This is a genomic window from Paenibacillus sp. SRL342, from assembly GCF_984798905.1.
Window position 1 is genome coordinate 299139 of the sequence record NZ_OZ481790.1, and the last position, 19976, is coordinate 319114.

A 19976-nucleotide genomic window follows, 5' to 3' on the forward strand; every position below is an offset into this window, starting at 1 on the left:
AATTTGAAAGAAAAGTTTTGATCATTATTCGTCATCCCGCCATACTGATCAGAAGTGTAATTGAATATGTGGAACTTGGTGCTTTGCCCGTCAGGGTGGAAGCTTAATAGGGAAGGCCAGTGTAATACCGGCGAGGTCCCGCTATTGTAACAGAGGAGTCAGGTAGCGATAATCCACTGGTTTAGACCGGGAAGGAGCTGCAAGTGACGATGATTCTGGAGCCAGGAGACCTGCCAGGTTTAACAAACACAGTAGTACCCTACGGGAGATAGGAAGGTGTTTAGAGAGCATGATTTTTTCTGAAAATCTGTTTATTTAAGGCGTCCTCATCCAGTAACACGGAGAGGGACGCCTTTTTTGATAGAATTTATAAGTTTTCAGCGGAGCTGTGGACGGAGAACATCATGGCACATACATAAAGTTGTGGGCAAGGACGTTTGAGCACTTGAGCAGATATATCGTTAAGCGTTTATTACAACTGGTTGTCGTATTGTTCGGCATCACGTTCCTGACGTTCCTGCTAACCTACCTGTCTCCTGGAGAAAGTTTGTCAGGATAATACGGATGTGCGGGTTTTCTTTATAGTCTAAGTAAGGTTATAAAATGAGAATGATGCAAGAAGGGTTACCCCAGAAGTCCATAGATGACTTTTAGGATAACCTTTTTGTTGTATAAAGGCATGTTGTGTGTAGTTGGGATGTGACACTGGAATCACTTGTGAATGCTTTATCGTATGTGGTTCAGTACACCTATGTCATTCAGTACACCATAGTTTTGCACAGGCTGTATAGTACTTAGTCTGGCACTTCATGGCTATTTCATCATATATTTATTGATTGCTTCATGGGTGAATATCGCTCTACAGATATTCAGTCTTATTTTGGAGAGGTACTCCGCATATAGACTCTTCGGTCCATATGCAGTTGGCTACATCTGCTTAGCCAGTCGTACTGACATGAGAGATTTAAACTAATGTGGTACCTGGGATTGAAAATCGTTCCGGCTGGACTGATCAGCATGGTAAAAGACAATATCGCCATCCTTCAGGGGCCAGGTTCTGCCTTGACTGTCTGTTGGCGTTTTGTTGAAACCTTCCATCTGCCATTGATTCATCAGAGGTGCGTGAATATATTGCAGATGGGGCGCCTCTGTATTTCCATTCCGCAGGCTCTCCATGTTGAAGTTAACCACAATATAACCATTCTTTAGAAAAACATTCGATTTCTCATCCAGTTGATTTTGTCGAGCAAGAGGTTCGAGATCTGTACCTTTTGGTACGGCATATACATCGGCAGGTAAGCTGTACTCCCCGTACCAGCGCTGGATTGATGCATTGGCCCGGGCCACGTTGACCCCGGAAGGAATGTCCGTTTTGGGTCCAATGAGTGTCCGAATTGGAGCAGACAGGATCATCCAGTCATAACGACCTACCCATGTTTTTTGATGAGAAATCTGATCGACCAGGCGAACCATATGTTCTGCCAACGTATGCTGGCTGCGTTCTTCCGCTGACAGTTCATAAGTATACTGATAACGCGCTGTATCGCCTAACTCTGTGCCGGGTACATTTCGAAGCCGGGAGTTCAGGACAACAAATCGTTTCTCCAGATCCTGTGCCGATCCGATACGGATCAGGCGTTCCTGACCTCGATGGTAGTACAGATCCACTTCTTGCCGGGAGGCCCCGTCTTTACTCACAAAAGCAAAAGTGGGTGTAATTCGAATACCATCCTGTTTACCAAACATATTGCCCTTAGTCTTGAGATCAAACTTAAAATGGTACCCTGTCTTCACAGTTGCATTAGCGAATCCCTGCACCGGATGGCTTCCTGGTCGGATGGGCAATACAAATGGAGCCAGATTACCTCGTGGATCACCATCAATGTTATTCATCCCGGTCCAGTAGCTATAGCCTGTTGGTTCGGGACTGCCCAATCGCTTGCGAAATACATTTTCCCAATTGTAATCGGAGATATCCGTGACGTGAAAATCATATAACCTTCCGATGACATCTACTGGTACGGTGTCCGCAGCAACATGATGTGCCAGATTGGTATTGGCATCCTGTTGCTCGGTAAAGTTTGCAGGTGCATTCTCTGCAATATTACGGAATGCAATGTGATATTTGCCTTCGTCTACCCATACAGGGAGATTGAATGTGGTGTCCAGTTGATTGACCGGAATATCGACCCATGTCTTGGCAGGAATAAACTGACTTCGATCTGCGTTGTAGACATCAAACGGGAATTGCACCTGTTTGATTCGAAAATATTTAGCATAGTCCCGATTTCCATAACCGGGATAACTCGCTGCGTCCAAGTGCTGTCCCGATGTGGGAATTCGCACAATGAACGGACGTTCCAGAATGAGTGCAGCGCTGGTTGGGTCTGGTACGGTTTTCTGATTATGCGGCTGATCATCCGATACCCAGGCGTAGTTGATGACAGGGGTATGTACCGTGACCGTGTTGATGCCGTTAATCGGTAATATTTTATTGGCGCCGCCATTCACGTTACCCGGTAGCAAATCATAATAGATCTCACCAGAGCTTGTGGTGTTTGCTTTATTCAGCAGGGAATTGCTGATCATATTACCCGGTTTGTATAGCACATCACGCCCAATCATCGTTGGATTAGGAATATTGGATGGCGTTGGTCCATCTTTGGTTGCTTCCACAGCATTCATAATGGTTGTGTTGTTGAATTTCACTAAATCATTATTCACTTTACTTTGAGGTGTGTTGGATTCAGCCATTCCTTTTAACCGTGATGTATCATCAGGCACACTGGGAGGTTGGTTCAAACCACCTGTTAATTTGGGTGGATTATATGAGATTGAAGTGGTTTGCCCTGGTCGTACATGGCTTTCTACGGATTCATCATTTTTAGACTCCAGTGTTGGTGGTGTATATCCTGCAGGACTCATCGTAACGGTCTCTCCGGGCAAAGCATAATTGTTCATGGTTGCTTTAGCGATCTTGTATACTTCCAGATTGTTAATTTTCCAGTAGGAGTAGTCTCTTGTGATCTGGAAGTTGTATGGCTTGGGTACCGTGTCGTTCGCGGGTACAGGTGGCCCTGGTGTACAACCATCATCATCACATTCATCTGGTCCAGGTACTGTCCACTCTCTGTCGTACGAGATTGTGACATTACAGTTGTATGTAACTTTACCGCTCATTTTCGCCCAAGCTTGTTTAAATAGATAATTGTCAGCAAAGGCATTTGTGTAGAGTGACTCGGAAGTAGGGATTCCTCTTAACACATTGAATGTCTCATTATCTCTGTTATCTGACTTGATAACACCGTTGGTATTTGGATCGAGATCATTCATGCTCATAATGGTTCCAGCAGAAGGTGGTCCAATCGTTGGTGTGCAACCTCCACCGCCTCCGTTACCGTCGCCTTCGCCAGTACCTGGGCTCTCTTCAACACCGATGTTTGTTGTGGTAGTTAGCTCAAAATCATCCTTTTCCCACAATACGGTAATGGTTGTGGTTCCTCTGCTGACTGCTTGAACTACTCCGGAGTTACTAACGGTAGCAACACCAGGATTGGATGATTCCCATGTCGTTGTACCACCGCTGCCAGTGTTAACATTGGTCTCCGCTCCAAAGTTTCCATCTCCAGTTTTCGTCTTGACCGTAGCATTAAGTTGTTTGGACTGGTTCAAGCTAATTTGTCCACCAGCGGTTAGGTTGATCTCTTTGGTTATTTCAGCTACAGCACCCCAGTATAAATCTGTGTTGAATTGATAGTCAGCATTCCATTTGGATGGGGAATATTCTTCCGTTTTGATAGGTGAAATAGCACCACCAATTTGAGTGGTGAATTTTGTGTTACGACCTGTAAAAGATTCAACAGAAACTAAAATGGGCAACCCAGGCTCATAGTAAGCTGTATTATCCATGTAGTGAGGTTCGTTAGATTTATCAGCTATTTCCGCAGAAGAATGTGATTCACCTACTTTATCAAAGTACTCAGTCGGAATATAAACATCTTTATTCAAATCAAGATCGACACAGATTGTTGAAGATACCGGAAGATTTTTGGTAGGGTCGTTTTCTAGCTCGATGTTATTGCAATGGCCATCAACCTTCCATTTTAGATTATCAATTTGGTAAATATATACACCTATATTAGTTTTCTTTTTCCCTTCAACAGGGATAACCTTTTTTTGTGACTTCGCAGGTGTAGAAGGCTCCATATGGAATGTGTTTAATTCAGGTTTAATTCCAGGCCCTCCACCTGCAGAGACTTGAGTTACTGATGATACAAGTACTACGAGTGATAACACGAACAACATCATTTTTTTAATAGCTTTTTTCCTCGTCAAATTTAATCCCTCTAATCTGTGGCTATAACGCTGTAAGCGGGTCCTTCTTTGGTCACAAGACTCACAGCAGAAATCAGCTCTTTATCAAAATGTAGAAGTCCTCTGCTCCAGTAGACTGGATTATTAACAGCGAATACACCTCTAGTTTTTGTGAAATCATTAATTACAGGCCCAGCATATGCTGCAAAGGCTTTTGAATTTGGAGAGTTCATGGGATTAATCGTTGCCGAATTAAGTAAACTTCCGGCTTGAAGTGTATTCATAGTAGTACTTTTCACGCTCAATTCAAGCTCTGCAAAAGAATAATAAGCTCCTCTTACGAGGGTGTATCCTTCATCTACAAAAACAGGGTAAAAAATACTTCTTTCCGCATCCTTCGCATAGGTATTAACAATAATCCAATTTTTTATCTTGAGATCGGCATATTTAGTATCTGTAATAATATTTTTATTGCGAACTTTCGAGAAGTCGTCTGTAACCTCACTGTAGTCCATGTTGGGTGAAAATTTTTTCTCTGGTGTTTTCTGATACTTAGGCGCAATAATATTCAAATTCGTCCCCGTCAAGCCCACCGCCCGCAGCTCATTCAGACCCTGAAAATCGGCAGGTTTTGTCTTGGCAACTGCTGCATAACGGGCGATCAATACTGCTACTTCCGCCCGAGTGGTGGTACGATCAACGCCAAATGTTTTATCGTTTGCCACACTCATGAGTCCTGTTCCCAGGGCAACGGCTACTGCATTTTTTTGAGCGTTTGCGAGTTTACCTGTGAAATATTCCTTTGCAGGCACAACGGTGTTGGTCACATCAGAGAGTGCTTGTTTGTACTCAGGATCAACCACGGTCAGCCCTTGCGTCAACCAAGTAGCCATTTCTCCTCGTTGAAGAGCGCCTTGTGCATCCAATTTTCCCTTGTAAGTAGAAGGGCTGATAAAACCTTTTGCTATAGCAGTAGAGACACCACTTTTTGCCCACTCGGGTATGTCTGTGAAATTGTTTTGTTCTTGTGTTGTTGCATTAGGCTGGTCGGATAAACGTCCCAGGATACTTGCCATTTCAGCTTTGGTGACCGGTGAGCTTGGTTTAAATGTCCCGTCGGCATACCCCTTGAAATAACCTTGTTCCACGGCCGAATTAATTGCTGAAGATGCCCAGTGTGTAGAAGGAACATCCTTGAATGTAGTTGCAGCTTGAGCGGCTTCTACAGAACTCCCAACGCCTCCAAAACCTACGATACCCCCTGTTAATAAAGCTAATGCCGTTACGCCGGAAATCATCATTTTTTTCATGAATTTTACTCCTCTCAATTGTGAATTTCTCTCCTTGATATGTACTTTTCAGGCTACTAGATACTAAATTTGTAATAATAATCAATATTCTACCATGTATAACTAGGCTGTTGGTATGATTTATCAATATATTTCCTCCTCTCCACCCAACTGTTACTAATTCTCAAGACCTATATTTCCTCAAAAAAAACAAAAAAAGGCCACGAATCCGCAGATTCATAGCCTTATGCTTTAAGGTCTCCAACATATGTAGTTCCATCAATAATCAATAAATCAAGAATACTCGATTTCCAAACATTTGAAAAGCCCATATTCTTCTTACTCAAAATAAAGTCACGCTATCGGTGTTCCATTAGGCAATGGGCTATCCGGTGTAAGTAAGACAACATCGCCTTCACCAGGCACGCCGCCAAGCACAAGTACTTCAGAGACAAAACCGGCAATCCGCCGGGGTGGAAAATTAACTACAGCAACGACCTGTTTGCCGATGATCATGTCAGGGGTATAGCGCTGGGTGATCTGAGCACTGGAACGTTTCAGGCCAAGTGGTCCGAAGTCGATCGTCATTTTAATAGCGGGTATGCGAGCCTTGGGGAATGGTTCGGCTTCCACCACGGTACCAACCCGGATGTCATGCTGTATGAACTCTTCAAAAGTAGCCATAGGGGTAGATCTCCTTTCAACTATTGGGGACTATTATAAATGAAAAATCAACAAAAAATCCAGATTACGCTGTATCGTAACCTGGATTTCTGTTGTGTTGCTTTGAAACAAATTAAGCGCCGTTCCAATTCTCTCCGGTGAGGTATTTCTCGGTGAGGATGGATAACATCTGAATACCTACTTCATTATGTCCGCCTTCTGGAATAATGATATCAGCATACTTTTTGGATGGCTCGATAAAAGCATCGTGCATTGGTTTTACCGTTTCGAGATATTGTTTGTACACGGATTGGATCGTGCGTCCGCGTTCTTCAATGTCCCGCAGTACTCTACGTAGAATACGCACATCGGAATCGGTATCAACAAATACTTTGATGTCCATCAGACTGCGAAGATGTTCATCAATCAGCACATGCAGTCCTTCTACAATGACAATATGGTTCGGTGCCAGTTCAACCGTCTCATTGGCAGCACGGTTATCTATGGTGAAGTCATATACGGGAGCATACGCCGCTTGGCCTTTTTTCAACAGGGTGAGATGTTCAATCAACAGATCATTATCGAAGGCAAACGGGTGATCGTAATTGGTGAGTCGGCGTTGCTCAGGTGTGAGCTGCGACTGGTCTTTGTAATAATTGTCTTGGGATATAAACGTAACTTTAGCTGATCCCAGACGGTCTATGACGGAGCGAGCTACCGTCGTTTTACCGGAGCCGGTTCCTCCGGCGATACCAATAATGAGCATGGTTGTTCCATAAGCCTCCCTAAAATGGCAGCATGATGAATGGATAAAAGCGCATCAGAAATCCGTAGTTCATGGCCTTTATCCACATGTCTGTCTCTGAATACACAATTCCTTCATTGTACCATAGCACACGACTTTTTTCATCTTGGTGTATGGACCATGTTTTGCCTTCAAGGGATGTTATGCATGCTCATATTCATTTTACTGCATATTTTTGGATGATACTCCCCGTGGTGACTCCTATAGGGCCATTAGTCGCTGGCCGATGGAACTTTTGGTGAACAGATTCAGGATGATAAAACCAAGTACACTTCCCGTTGTATTGGCTATTATATCGTTCAGATCGGTGCTGCGACCGTTGCCCAAGGTTACTCGGAGCATGAGCTGTGTTATTTCAATGAGGATACTTAGAGCCAATCCTACTGATGCTGCTGTTCTCATCGAATGAATCCAAGGCTTTATGAAAGGAAGCATGAACCCTAGTGGCATAAACAGCACAATGTTTAGGAGAAAGCTTGGTGCATCCACGGTCAGGAGCGGAATCCATTGAATGCTTTGATACCATGGCGTTTGATTGGCATAGATTCCGATGTTCACGTCGATAGGGAAAAATACAAAATGCATAACGCCCAACATATATATGGCAAATGCAAGCATCGACACATAATGCCTGACCGTGTACCTGGTTTTGCTCACCCTGGTATGGAGCATCAGGGCGAGCAGGAACAGAATGAATAACGGACCAAGTACGATGAGAGATGAGATTGAATATTGGATGGACATGGAATGGCTCCTTCGATAAGGCAATGATATTAGGCTATTGAATTTGAATCTTCATTTCCATTCCCTTGATGAATTGTTTATCTTTAACCTCTTCAGCGAAGTCATCCTTGATCTCAAAAGGTTTCACTATCAGATATTTTACATCCTTGGCTGTTGTGGCATATATGCGTTCCGATTTCAGTCGGTTACCCTCGTATATGCCTTCGCCGCTAAGTGAGGTCAGTTGCCGCCCCTGATCATCATAGACGGCAAATCCGATGTGACTCAGCTGTTCCTGCTCTTTTGCCGTAAGAGTATGCTTATCATTCAAATTGATAACAGTAGTTAGGCGAGTGGTGACAGGGGTAACCTCAGCTTCCGTAACAGCGGCCGTATACAGATCGTTGGTCATGGCTGTGTTAGGCAGAACCCGATGAATGTTATCTGTTGATTTGGTAAATGGAACCGTCAGCTCGAACTCATGATCAATACCCTGCAATGTCAATTGAACTTTGGCGTCAAACTGATCCGGCCAATGTGCCGTTCCCTGATCGGAGGAAATGACCTGCTCAAAGAGCAGTGTATCTGGCTGCGTTTCTCCTACCGAACTATAGAACAGTCCGCTATTCGGACGGGTCCCGTCGACTTTTAAAAAGACATCCTCAATTCCGCTGCTCAGTTTCACGATGTCCTTGCCATTGTCATATTCGCCATGATTCAGATTAGGCGCAGTGAAATGAACCAGAAACGCAGCACGTGTACCATCATATACCGCTTCAAGCACTTCCATCTTCACATCTTGGTAAGCGACCTTGCTGTTAACAGGGGTAGTCAAGCCTTCGTTGCCCGCCGTTCGCAGACCCATATCGGCTTCTATCGAGCTGAAGAGGCTGCCCACGAGTGGGATATTGCGCAAGGAGGCAGCCATGGCCGGTGATACAAAGCCGGATGCAAATACGGTCACGCCCAATACTCCGGCTGCGATCGTCGCAGCTGCAGCCCTGTGCCATCGCTTGTTCTGACGACTGGAGCGCAAAGTCTGTTCCGTTTTCAATGTGTCTGGCGACACCGGCAGAGATTCCAGAGTGGCATCAATCCGGTTACGAACGAGTTCAGACATCAGGGGACGCTCCTTCGCTTGGTTCTTTAATTCCTGATCGATATTAAACGGGTTTGACATGTAAGTTTACCTCCCGAAAATTTTTGAATTTCTGATATAACTCCTGCCTTGCCCGAGTAAGTCTCATTTTCACTGCACTTTCGGAAATATTCAGGGCATCGGCGACTTGACGGAGGGACAGGTCTTCAAAATAATGCAAAACGACAACAATTCGTTTCGATTCCTCCAGATGGTCTACCGCTTCTCGCATATCGACCTCATCGTAGGGACTGGAATGCTCCCGCTTATCTGAAGGTACTTCCGCATAAGCGGTGGAGAGAGCGCGGCGGGACAGCATCGTGTTGCATTCATTGATGAGGATACGAAACAGCCAGGTTTTGAAATACCGGGGTTCCCGGAGTGTATGCACCGATTTGTATGCGTTCAGAATTGTCTCCTGAATGGCATCGGCCACGTCCTCCTCTTTTCGCAGCATGGATTTTGCTGTATTGTACAAAGAGTTTTCAATGTCTCGAATAAGCCGGATAAAGGCTTCACGATCTCCTTGGATGGCCTGGTTAACGAGATCGGTTGAACCCATGGATAACAGCTCCTTTCGTATTGGAGGGATGAAGCCAGCACTTGGCTGGTTTTTATATGAATTAGACTGGCGGGTAGGGCATATGGTCACATTTTCTTTTTATAGTTTTAAAAAAGGGCGTTGTTATATCTGACGTATCGGGTCTCTGCGTTCCCTTCAATGATAAGAGTGTCTGATTTTTCCCTAAGATTGGATGATTGACTTTTTCAAAAACAGCACTATAATAAACTTATATTCATAACACGGACTGTTACTGGGGAAACCAGGCATGACCGAATTCGATTGCTTTACTGTAATCGCTTTCGGTCTTTTTTATTTTTGTTGGGGGGTGAGAACATTGAAGGTTATCAAGAAAGTAAACAATAACGTAGCCATCGCTATTAATGAACATAACGAAGAGGTTTTTGTCGTAGGCAAGGGTGTAGGATTTCTGAAAACCCCTTATGAGCTGACGGAGACGGACTTGGTGGAGAAAATTTTCGTGGCACCGAAGAACATCCGGATGTATGATCTGCTGAACAGTATTCCGATTGAGGATATTTATCTCGCGGAGGAAGTCATCAAGTTGGGCAGTCAGATTTTGAATAAAACATTTAACCCGAATCTGCTTCTCACCCTGTCTGACCATATCAGTTTTGCATTAACCCGAACCAAAGAAGGCATCCGTATCAAAAATCCGCTGGAATGGGAAGTGCGGACACTCTATCCGGATGAGACCCGGGTGGGGGAGGCTGCGCTGAAGCTGATTCAGGAAAAAACGGATATCACTCTGCCAACAGCCGAAACAACACTGATTGCTCTGCATTTTGTTAATGCGCAGGTGGGCTCGGGAGAGATGACGGATACCACTAAGGTAACCACAGTTACGGGCGAGATTCTGTCTGTGATCAAATATGCTCTCAAAATTGACTTTCAGGAGGATTCCATCCATTTCATGCGCTTTGCCACACATATCCGGTATTTCATTCTGAGGCAGATGAGCGGTAAATCGCTCAAAGACGAGAATGAATCGCTGTTCCTGATGGTGAAGGAGAAGTTTCCAAAGGAACTCGCTTGTGTGGAGAAGATTGCGGACTTTCTGAAAAATAACTATGGCTGGACCTGTTCGGATGATGAAAAATTATATCTGATTCTGCATATCCAACGATTGATTTCGAATGAACCAACGGAATGAACCTAATGAAGGAACTAACCGAATAATCCATATTGGACTGTTACTGATTCGATCAGGCATGACCAAGCGTAGGGAATGACGATTCCCCGGCTTGGTCATTTTTTATATATCCAATTTACTCATGTAGAGGAGAAGGGTCATGAACAACAAAGACTTGGCTAAAAACGTACTTGATCTCGTTGGCGGCGAGCAAAATATATCCGGGCTAACACACTGTGCAACCCGTTTAAGATTCGTATTGAAAGATGATAACAAAGCAGACCTCAAGGCGCTGGATCAGCTCGAAGGCGTGCTTAAGGCACAAAATTCCGGTGGACAGGTTCAGGTGGTTATCGGTGCCAAAGTAGACGCGGTATACAGTGAAGTGAAGAATCTAACTTCTGACAAGATTGGCGAGCTTACGGAGTCTACAGACAGTGGGCCGAAAAAGAGACGTAACCCCGTTAGTGTAGTGCTTGAAACCATCGCAGGTATATTCACGCCTGTTCTGCCAGCACTTGTTGGTTGCGGGATGATCAAATGTTTGGCTACCGTTATAACTGCAATGGGTTACCTGGAAGGCTCCGGCTTCCTGACGATCATTAACATGATCGGGGATTGTATTTTCTACTTCATGCCATTCTTCCTGGCTGTTAGTGCAGCAAATCGTTTCAAAACCAATCCCTATTTGGCGGTAGCTCTTGCTGCGGGACTAATGCATCCAACTATTTTGAACGCTGCGGCTCAGATTGCTGAGACGGGTGTAAACAGTATTGATTTTCTCGGTATGCCGATTCTATTGATGAAATATTCCTCTTCCGTCATTCCAATCATTCTGGCGGTATGGATTATGAGTTATGTGTATCCGATCGTCAATCGAGTGATTCCCAAGTTTCTACAGGTCCTGCTTACCCCAATGATTGTTTTGTTCATTATGATTCCAGTGGAACTAATCGTGCTTGGCCCAGTAGGATCATATATCGGTGACTGGTTGACCAACGGCATTAACTCATTGTTCTCAACCGCAGGTGTTCTTGCTGGTGCGATTCTTGGATTTTTCAAACCGATCATGGTCATGTTTGGTATGCACTATGCCATCATGCCGATTCAGGTTCAACAAGTGGCTACACTGGGTGCAACCGTGCTGTTACCAACGGCACTGGCGGCGAATTTGGCTCAGGCTGGAGCAGCCTTCGGTGTGTTTGTCCTAACGAAGAGTAAAACGATGAAGTCAGCGGCTGCTTCGAGTGGATTCACCGCTTTGTTCGGGATTACTGAGCCGGCGATCTATGGTGTAACGCTGAAATACAAACGTCCGTTTTTCGCAGGTTGTCTAGCAGGCGGATTAGTCGGTGGATTCTACAGTTTGGTGCATACAACAGCGAATGCAATTTCACTTCCAGGTGTATTGGCCATTGGCACGTATTCATCGGATCGTTACATGTATGTCGTTATTGGTTGTATTGCCGCAGTTGTACTCGGGTTTGTGTTCACGCTGTTAGCGGGCATTAAGGAAGATACTGAAGGAAGTAAATCGAAGCAGCAAGCTACGGATAAAGTAAACAGCAATCAGCCAGCCGTTGCCACAGAGGTGACTCCAGCATCCGTATCATCACAGACATCCACATCTTCGGACATGCTTATCGTTAGTCCAATGACAGGGGAGATCAAACCAATCTCTGAGGTGGAAGATCAGGCGTTTGCCCAAGAGTTAATGGGTAAAGGGATTGCGATTGTTCCGACAGATGGCAAGGTATACGCTCCATTTGACGGAGTAGTCGAAGCACTTTATCGCACCAAACATGCCATCGGATTGAAAGCTGCGAATGGTGTCGAGATCCTGATTCATATCGGGGTGGATACCGTCAGTCTGAAAGGGAAATATTTTAACGCCCATATCGAACAGGGGCAGACAATCAAGGCCGGTGATTTATTGGTGGAATTTGATCCAGAAGGCATTACCTCAGCAGGTTATAACACCATTACGTCCATTGTCGTTACCAACATGCAACAGTATGGAGATGTGCTGACTACAGCGACCAACGGCCCGATTCGGGAGAGCGAAGCGCTAATGAAGCTGATCCCATAAAACTTGAAATAAGGCCTTAATAATACGTAATAACAGGAGGAAACTAAAATGACAAATTCCAATTTTCCAAAAGATTTTTTATGGGGCGGTGCACTATCTGCCTGTCAGGCCGAGGGAGCTTATAATGTGGATGGCAAGAGCCTGACCATTCCAGAAGTGATGAAGTTTAACGAGAAGAACGACCGCAAAGTGACCAAGCAGATCAGAGTGAATTGGGAGATGATTGAAGAGGCCAAGAATGACCCGGATACCGTAAAATATCCGAAGCGTCGGGGGATTGATTTTTATCATAACTTCCGTGAGGATATCGCCTTGTTTGCCGAGATGGGCTTCAAAGTATTTCGTTATTCCATTTCATGGGCCAGAGTATTTCCAGGTGGCGACGATGCTGTTCCGAATGAAAAGGCATTAGAGTTCTATGATCAGGTCATTGATGAATGTCTTAAACACGGTATGGAGCCCTTGATCACGATCAGTCACTTTGATACGCCAATTGTACTGATGGACAAGTTCGGAGGATGGTATAACCGCAAGCTGATCGATCTGTATGTGAACTATTGTGATGTGTTGTTCAATCGCTACAAGGGCAAAGTGAAATATTGGGTGACATTCAACGAGATCAACATGAGCGTGAAAGCATCGGCCAAAACGCTGGGAATCATTGATTATGATGCTCCAAATTATGAAGAAATGCTGTTCCAGGGGCTGCATCATCAATTTGTAGCTGCGTCCAGAGCAACCAAGATGGCTCATGAGATTGATCCGAATAACCAGATCGGAAGTATGGTGGCTTATTTCACAACGTATCCTTACACTTGCAAGCCGGAGGATGCGCTTCAGATGCAGCAGGATGATCAGATGAAAAATCAGTTCTATCTCGATGTGCTCAATAAAGGCGAGTACCCTTACTATAGTAAAACGTATTTCAAAAACAAGGAGATCCAGTTGCACATCGAGGATGGCGATCTGGATAGCATTCAAGCACATACGGCTGATTTCGTGGGGATGTCTTATTACAACTCGATGATTTCCAGCAGTGATACAGAGCAGCTCGAACTAACGGCAGGCAATGTACACAGTGTATATAAAAACCCGCATCTGCCCGCTAACGAGTGGGGTTGGCAGATTGATCCGATTGGCCTGCGTTATACGCTGAATCTCGTCTATGATCGGTATCAAAAGCCTGTCTTTATTCTGGAGAACAGCTCAGGCTTCTACGACAAGCTGAACGAAGACGGAACGATCAACGATCCATACCGGATTGATTTCCTGAGCAAACATATCGAACAGATGGGACTCGCCATTGCGGATGGGGTCGAGGTGTTGGGATACACGATGTGGGGACCAATCGACATGATCAGTTCAGGGACATCTGAGATGAGCAAACGGTACGGATTTATCTATGTGGATCAGGACGACTATGGCAATGGTACGCTCGAAAGATATCGTAAGGGTTCCTTCTTCTGGTATCAGAATGTGATCCGTACCAACGGAGCAGAACTGTAACAGAGCATGAACATTATGGGTCGTATCAAAAAAATACCCGGCGGCTTGCTGATTGTTCCTATGCTGGCCGCCGCGGTCATCAACACGGTGTTTCCATCGTTTTTTCAGATCGGAGATCCAACAACAGCGCTGTTCACATCGAAAGGTACCATGGTGCTGATCGGTATGATTTTACTGATATCAGGAACACAGCTTAACTTGTCACAGCTTCTGGTGACTTTGAAGAGAGCAGGGGTGCTCTGTATTTCACGTATCCTCATCAGCTGCCTGTTCGGCTGGGCGTTTGTACACTTTTTTGGCATAAGTGGGTTCGGGGGTGTTTCTGCGGTAGCCTTCATTGCCGTTCTGACCAGTTGTAATCCGGGATTATATCTGGCCTTGATGAACACGTACGGAGATGATGTGGATCGTGCTGCGTTTGGCATTCTGAATCTAATCGCCGTACCGATTATTCCGGTTATGATATTGAATTCGGCAAGCGGTGTCGGTATCGATTACCTCAGTGTACTTGCTACGCTAGTACCTTTCTTGATCGGGATACTGCTTGGTAACCTGGACAGAAATATACAGAAGATGTTCGCTCCGGGAACACTGATTCTGCTGCCTTTCCTAGGTACAAGCTTTGGGTCCAATATTGATCTGCGCATTGCATTTCAGTCCAGTCTGTCCGGTTTGCTGGTCACGGTGTTATTTTTGCTGATCTGCATGCTGCCGCTCATTGGAATCGATCGCGCGATATTAAGACGGCCCGGTTACGCAGCGGCTGCGACATGTTCGGTTGCTGGATTGTCCATGGTGGTGCCTTCGATGGCTGCCGGGTTCAATCCGGTGTATGCGCCTTATGTTGACACAGCGATCGCCCAGATTGCGTTTGCCGTGATCCTGACATCAGTGACCGTGCCTTATATCGTGAAGCGTTTGGCTGGAGGAACAGCGACGGAAGCTTCTGCTTCAACAAATCACTAGAAAAAACAGCATGTGTTCTGTCAGATTATGACGGATCACGTGCTGTTTTGCTTTGTACATCTATATGATCTCCTAGGGGAGGAGAGGGATCGATCGGTTTATTTTACAGACCCAGCAGTTGTTTAACACTTTCAGCTACAGCTTTGCTGGATTGCGGATTCTGTCCTGTGACCACACGGCCATCTGTTGTGACATAGGAACTGAAGGCAGCAGCTTTATCATATTGTGCAGCGCGTTCTCTCAACGCATCTTCCAACAGGAAAGGAACATACTCAGTTTGTTGAGCCAATGCTTCTTCCTCATTCGTGAAGCCGGAAACGGTTTTGTCGTTGATTAGAAGCAGGCCGTTGGACAGCTTCACATTCAGCAGGGCTGTAACCCCGTGGCACACGCCGGATACAACGCCACCTTTTTCATAGATATCACGAGAAAGCTCTTGAAGTTCGGCATTGTCCGGGAAATCCCACATCGTACCGTGACCCCCTGTGAAGTAGATTGCATCGTAGTCACTCGCGTTTACTTCGCCAGGTTTCAACGTATTTTTCAATTGGTTCATGAACGTTTCGTTCTCGAAATAGGCTTTGGTGCTCTCATCCAGAGAGTCGCCCAGACTTTTCGGATCAAGTGGTACGTTCCCACCTTTAGGGCTAACCAGATCGATCTGAACATTGTCATTATGGTCAAACTCTTCAATAAAGTGAGTTGCTTCGCTCAGCCACAAGCCAGTAGGCTCGTCCTTTGTTGCGTACTTATCTACATTTGTTAGAACAACCAGAATCTTTTTCATATAAAAACCTCCCGTAAAATATATATCATCAATTTATATTAAATATCACAAAATTAGATTGTGTAAAATCTATTATCAAATATAACATAACCTTTTTCTAAAGTAAAATCATGAACGTATCGTCGTTCTCCAATGTGACTTTCATGCGTAGGAGTAAGGAACAAACTAGTAGTAGTAAATATGCCGTAAAAATATAGTTTTACTTATTATGCCCTGCTTAATTTACTCAAATTGTAAGCCGAGGTAGGCGTGTGTAAGGGGAATCTTAATTAATTCAAATTTGAAGTTAATTTGATTGAACAACTAGTTCTTTTGATTTAGAATGGCGGAAGATGCCAACGAAAAACTGGTACATATTACATATATACTTGGAGGAACATTCATGAAACGTTCAGGCAAATTTTTCGCTTCAACAGTAGTTGCTGCTGTTGCTGCAGTATCCATCGTCTCTTCAGCTTCAGCGAGCACAGTTTCAGTCTCCAACATTTCTGGCGTAACACCTGTCAACATCAGCAGTATGGATATCGAAACGGCTTTGATGATGGTTCAGAGCGAACGCACCAAATTGCTGGATGCGCAATTGCAAACGCAAATTCAGGAAGTTCAGAACCGTAATCAACTGATCGCGGATTTGAACTCTCAATTGCAGATAGCCCAGCAAAACGGGGATGAAGCAGCTATTCAAAAGCTGAAAGGCCAAATTGATGCAGCGGGCAATTCCCAACAGATGGACATGCTTCGTCTGCAGTCCATGTCCAACAAGCGCAATGAAGCGTTTGATGTCATGACGAACTTTGTCAAAAAAATGCAGGATTCAAGATCATCCATCATCGGTAACATGCGTTAAGAACGGATGATTAACTGTAACAACACAAAAAGAGCGAAGCCGGAATTTAAATTCCGAAACTTCGCTCTTTTTGTATTTCTCTTTTTCTATGATATATCTCATCTAATCCAAGTTAGCCCGACCAGTCACGACGCCGAGTGAACAGATCCTGCAACTCATCCGTCGACAATTCGGTAATCCAGTTTTCGGAGCTTGTGATGATATTATCGCTGAGCTGCTGCTTGCTCTCCAACATCTCGTCGATACGCTCCTCCAATGTGCCAAGAGAGATGAATTTATGCACCTGAACATCTTTGGTTTGGCCCATTCGGTAAGCCCGGTCGGTAGCTTGATTCTCAACAGCCGGGTTCCACCAGCGGTCAAAATGGAACACATGATTGGCTGCGGTCAGATTCAATCCCACACCGCCAGCCTTGATGGACAGAATGAAGACGGATGGTTGCTTATCCTCAGGCAATGTACGGGACTGGAATTCCTCAATCATGCGATCTCGCGCCGTTTTGGACGTACCCCCGTGCAGGTACAATACAGGCTCCTGCAACTCCTGACGTAGTACTTGTTGCAGCATCTGTCCCATACCGATATATTGGGTAAAAATCAGGCACCGTTCGCCCTCGTCCCTTAATTCCCGGACAAGCTCCATCAGTCGTTCCAGCTTTGCGGAGCGGCTGATCAGCATCGCCATATCCTGCGGGCTGTACACATCATAAGCAGATGTCAGTGCACCGTCTTCGGGTAGCTCCTCCGGCAAAGCTTCCTTTGTCAGCAGAAGTGGGTGATCACACAGCTGCTTGAGCTGGGTTAACGCCGATAGGATTGCGCCTTTGCGCTTGATACCTTCCAGCTCTTTCATTTTATCCATCAGGGCCTGCACGGATTGGTCATACAATGCACTTTGTTCGCCCGTGAGGTGAATATAGGTTTTCATCTCGTTTTTGTCCGGCAGATCTAGCTGGATATTGGGATCTTTTTTCTTGCGGCGCAACATGAATGGTTTCACCAATTGCTGCAGATCCTGCATGCGCTGCTCATCTTTATCTTTTTCAATGGCACTGATGAAGCGAGTCTGGAATGCCCGGGCGTTGCCCAGATATCCTGGATTGATAAAGTCATAGATCGACCACAGCTCGGATAACCGATTCTCGATCGGCGTACCTGTCATGGCAATGCGGTGTTTCGCCGGGAAACTGCGGACAGCCAGCGACTGTTTGGTCTGAGCATTCTTGATATTCTGTGCTTCATCGAGACAGATGCATGACCACGTATAGTTTTGTAACATCTCCTGATCCAGTGTAGCCGTAGCAAAGGACGTGATAATAATATCCACCTGCTCGGTCTGCTCCCGGAATTCTTCTCCACTTAATCGGCGTGCGCCATAATGCAGACTGACATGAATGGAGGGAGCGAAGCGGCTAATTTCCTTTTGCCAGTTGCCCAGTACGGAAGTTGGGCAGATTAGAAGTACCGGGGCTTGTCCCGGCTTACGTGGTTCATGATCCTTGATGTGTAACAGATACGTGATGAATTGAATGGTTTTTCCGAGACCCATATCATCGGCAAGACATGCCCCAAGGCCGAATCTGCGCAGGAAACCAAGCCATGCAAAACCTTCCTTCTGATACGATCGCAGCTCGGCATGAAGTCCTGTCGGAATGGGCAGGGAAGGTGCGCCGCCTTGTCCACCCCCGAGTTGTGCAATAACCCGGTTCAGGTGCTCATTCAGTTCTACTTCCAGCCGAATGTTCTGATCATCCTGTGGTTGCTGCTCTTCCTCAGTTTGTTGTCCTTCCTTCCATTTCTGGTTGCGATATTCCCGTTGCTCATTGTGCAGCAGATGCAGGTGCAGAATATCCTGGAATGAGAGTCCTTGTTCCCGATCTACACCGCCCATGGCACGACGTATCTGTTCCAGCAGGTCGGGGTCGAGAGGAACCCATTCTCCACGGAAGCGAACCAATCGTTCATTACGGGCAACAAGGTCGGCGAACTCATCTTCGCTGAGATCGGTGTCACCAATCGCAATTCGCCAGTCAAAATGAATAATCGAGTCCAGTCCAAAGAACGACTGTCCCCGTTCACTGCCTTCCTCCGGCTGCACCTTAGCACGTAGCTTTGGTTTCTTCTTACGGGCTGCTTCCCACCAACCAGGCAGCAGAACTTGCCAGCCCGCTGCGAGCAACCTGCCGCTATCCTGCGTCAGGAACTGCCAGGCTTCCTGATCTCCCAAAGGATCACTCAGCACATCCCGCCTACCACTAATGGAGCTTCCAAGACGCGGCAGATGTGCACGCAACTGATCCAGCCATCCGGCGGAGCGATCCAGAATGAACGGTGTCCATACCTCTGGCCATTCGCCTTCAAGTCTGCCCCGTGAATCCAGCATGACGGGCACCAATACAGCGGCATCCAGCTTGTTCTGCAACACCAGTCGCAGCCGCCAAGATGGCTCATCCTCGTCCGGCTCCTGCAATTGCAGCATGGGTCTGAATGGTGCGGCATCTGCTTTCCAGCCAATGGATACGAGCCAGGACTGAGCATCCATCCCGGCTGTCTTGGGTAGAGTGCCACGCTCTGGGAACAACTGCGGGAATTCACGCCGCAGATCGGTTGCCGCTTCCTCTGAACTGTACCAGCGTTGGAATACGAAGGCGGAGTAAGCCGCCCCGAGTCCTTCGGCATAACTCTCGTCCGTTTGTTGAATCGCCTTGGTAAGCGATGCCCGCTCCTGCTTTTTCAAGCTATCCGGGTCCCAGGTCCACTGAAGCTGTCCTGCACGGTATGCCTCGAAGCTAGGTACGTATTTTCGTTTCTCTATGGAGGATGCCAGTGCTGGAGCTAGTCGAATCAGATGTTCCGCTTGCTCGTCCCACTTCCATTCAATATGAAGCAGCGTATGCATCTCGGCAAAGAAGGAAATCACTTCTTCCGCAGGCAGAACAACCAGCTCAATCTCCTCAATCTGCCGAACTTCCAGTTCGGTCCCGTAGAAGGAAGGCGCATGCCAAGCGAACAATCGCTGCTTAAGCGACTGTCCCGGTACAAAGTGGTGTGTGTTGAGTGCTCCGTAAAACAAAGCATCGCCATATCCGGTTAAAGCGACGTGAACCTCAATCGTTTCAGTGTAAGGATGAATT

The 19976-nt window shown here is 45.9% G+C and carries 14 protein-coding genes and 1 riboswitch; of the genes, 5 read left to right on the forward strand and 9 right to left on the reverse strand.

Annotated features, from left to right (window positions below):
- Nucleotides 1–59 precede the first annotated feature (59 nt).
- A riboswitch (cobalamin riboswitch) is annotated at nucleotides 60–252 on the forward strand.
- A gap of 717 nt (nucleotides 253–969) precedes the next feature.
- The 7 genes from AC4E8D_RS01380 to AC4E8D_RS01410 all read right to left on the reverse strand — a co-directional run bounded on the left by AC4E8D_RS01380 (nucleotide 970) and on the right by AC4E8D_RS01410 (nucleotide 9494).
- Nucleotides 970–3909 carry a DUF5704 domain-containing protein gene (locus tag AC4E8D_RS01380; RefSeq protein ID WP_490205767.1) on the reverse strand — a complete coding sequence of 980 codons (2940 nt, stop codon included), beginning with the start codon at nucleotides 3907–3909 and terminating at the stop codon, nucleotides 970–972.
- A gap of 437 nt (nucleotides 3910–4346) precedes the next feature.
- The gene (locus tag AC4E8D_RS01385) at nucleotides 4347–5624 is read right to left on the reverse strand and encodes an S-layer homology domain-containing protein (protein WP_490205768.1); all 1278 of its coding nucleotides are present in this window, start codon (nucleotides 5622–5624) and stop codon (nucleotides 4347–4349) included.
- A 333-nt stretch (nucleotides 5625–5957) separates the two neighbouring features.
- On the reverse strand, nucleotides 5958–6287 hold the full coding sequence (gene csaA / locus AC4E8D_RS01390; RefSeq protein WP_076210279.1) for a chaperone CsaA: 330 nt from the start codon (nucleotides 6285–6287) through the stop codon (nucleotides 5958–5960).
- Between the two features lie 112 nt (nucleotides 6288–6399).
- Nucleotides 6400–7032 (reverse strand): uridine kinase, encoded by a 633-nt coding sequence (udk, locus tag AC4E8D_RS01395; protein WP_036616377.1) that lies wholly within the window; start codon nucleotides 7030–7032, stop codon nucleotides 6400–6402.
- 240 nt (nucleotides 7033–7272) lie between these two features.
- Nucleotides 7273–7815, reverse strand: coding sequence for a VanZ family protein (locus AC4E8D_RS01400; protein ID WP_221822266.1), 543 nt, complete (start codon nucleotides 7813–7815; stop codon nucleotides 7273–7275).
- A gap of 34 nt (nucleotides 7816–7849) precedes the next feature.
- Entirely contained in the window at nucleotides 7850–8974 is a 1125-nt protein-coding gene (locus tag AC4E8D_RS01405) for a DUF4179 domain-containing protein (protein ID WP_221822265.1), read from the reverse strand.
- Nucleotides 8958–9494, reverse strand: a complete 537-nt coding sequence (locus AC4E8D_RS01410; protein ID WP_221822264.1) for a sigma-70 family RNA polymerase sigma factor — start codon at nucleotides 9492–9494, stop codon at nucleotides 8958–8960. Before AC4E8D_RS01410 ends, AC4E8D_RS01405 begins: the two co-directional genes overlap by 17 nt.
- A 328-nt stretch (nucleotides 9495–9822) precedes the next feature.
- On the opposite strand from AC4E8D_RS01410, the gene AC4E8D_RS01415 reads away from it, so the two are divergent.
- The 4 genes from AC4E8D_RS01415 to AC4E8D_RS01430 all read left to right on the forward strand — a co-directional run bounded on the left by AC4E8D_RS01415 (nucleotide 9823) and on the right by AC4E8D_RS01430 (nucleotide 15208).
- Complete coding sequence (locus AC4E8D_RS01415) at nucleotides 9823–10668, forward strand: PRD domain-containing protein (protein ID WP_490205769.1); 846 nt, start codon at nucleotides 9823–9825, stop codon at nucleotides 10666–10668.
- A 139-nt stretch (nucleotides 10669–10807) separates the two neighbouring features.
- Nucleotides 10808–12736, forward strand: a complete 1929-nt coding sequence (locus AC4E8D_RS01420; RefSeq protein ID WP_221822262.1) for a beta-glucoside-specific PTS transporter subunit IIABC — start codon at nucleotides 10808–10810, stop codon at nucleotides 12734–12736.
- A gap of 48 nt (nucleotides 12737–12784) precedes the next feature.
- Entirely contained in the window at nucleotides 12785–14242 is a 1458-nt protein-coding gene (locus tag AC4E8D_RS01425; RefSeq protein WP_490205770.1) for a glycoside hydrolase family 1 protein, read from the forward strand.
- 6 nt (nucleotides 14243–14248) lie between these two features.
- A complete protein-coding gene (locus tag AC4E8D_RS01430; protein ID WP_490205771.1) occupies nucleotides 14249–15208 on the forward strand; it encodes a 2-keto-3-deoxygluconate permease in 960 nt (319 codons plus the stop codon).
- A 103-nt stretch (nucleotides 15209–15311) separates the two neighbouring features.
- Here the strand turns inward: AC4E8D_RS01430 and AC4E8D_RS01435 are convergent, their stop codons facing one another.
- Nucleotides 15312–15995, reverse strand: coding sequence for a type 1 glutamine amidotransferase domain-containing protein (locus tag AC4E8D_RS01435; RefSeq protein WP_339306489.1), 684 nt, complete (start codon nucleotides 15993–15995; stop codon nucleotides 15312–15314).
- A gap of 382 nt (nucleotides 15996–16377) precedes the next feature.
- Here AC4E8D_RS01435 and AC4E8D_RS01440 point away from each other — a divergent pair, with 382 nt between their 5' ends.
- Complete coding sequence (locus tag AC4E8D_RS01440; RefSeq protein ID WP_076210297.1) at nucleotides 16378–16842, forward strand: hypothetical protein; 465 nt, start codon at nucleotides 16378–16380, stop codon at nucleotides 16840–16842.
- 112 nt (nucleotides 16843–16954) lie between these two features.
- Here the strand turns inward: AC4E8D_RS01440 and AC4E8D_RS01445 are convergent, their stop codons facing one another.
- Nucleotides 16955–19975, reverse strand: coding sequence for a DEAD/DEAH box helicase (locus tag AC4E8D_RS01445; protein WP_449003758.1), 3021 nt, complete (start codon nucleotides 19973–19975; stop codon nucleotides 16955–16957).
- Nucleotide 19976: the final 1 nt, after the last annotated feature.

Coding starts and splice junctions, on each gene's coding strand:
- AC4E8D_RS01435 (WP_339306489.1), bottom strand. CDS start 15,995: ATGAAAAAGATTCTGGTTGTTCTAACAAATGTAGATAAGTACGCAACA.
- AC4E8D_RS01420 (WP_221822262.1), top strand. CDS start 10,808: ATGAACAACAAAGACTTGGCTAAAAACGTACTTGATCTCGTTGGCGGC.
- csaA (WP_076210279.1), bottom strand. CDS start 6,287: ATGGCTACTTTTGAAGAGTTCATACAGCATGACATCCGGGTTGGTACC.
- AC4E8D_RS01385 (WP_490205768.1), bottom strand. CDS start 5,624: ATGAAAAAAATGATGATTTCCGGCGTAACGGCATTAGCTTTATTAACA.
- udk (WP_036616377.1), bottom strand. CDS start 7,032: ATGCTCATTATTGGTATCGCCGGAGGAACCGGCTCCGGTAAAACGACG.
- AC4E8D_RS01410 (WP_221822264.1), bottom strand. CDS start 9,494: ATGGGTTCAACCGATCTCGTTAACCAGGCCATCCAAGGAGATCGTGAA.
- AC4E8D_RS01425 (WP_490205770.1), top strand. CDS start 12,785: ATGACAAATTCCAATTTTCCAAAAGATTTTTTATGGGGCGGTGCACTA.
- AC4E8D_RS01400 (WP_221822266.1), bottom strand. CDS start 7,815: ATGTCCATCCAATATTCAATCTCATCTCTCATCGTACTTGGTCCGTTA.
- AC4E8D_RS01430 (WP_490205771.1), top strand. CDS start 14,249: ATGAACATTATGGGTCGTATCAAAAAAATACCCGGCGGCTTGCTGATT.
- AC4E8D_RS01440 (WP_076210297.1), top strand. CDS start 16,378: ATGAAACGTTCAGGCAAATTTTTCGCTTCAACAGTAGTTGCTGCTGTT.
- AC4E8D_RS01380 (WP_490205767.1), bottom strand. CDS start 3,909: ATGGATAATACAGCTTACTATGAGCCTGGGTTGCCCATTTTAGTTTCT.
- AC4E8D_RS01405 (WP_221822265.1), bottom strand. CDS start 8,974: ATGTCAAACCCGTTTAATATCGATCAGGAATTAAAGAACCAAGCGAAG.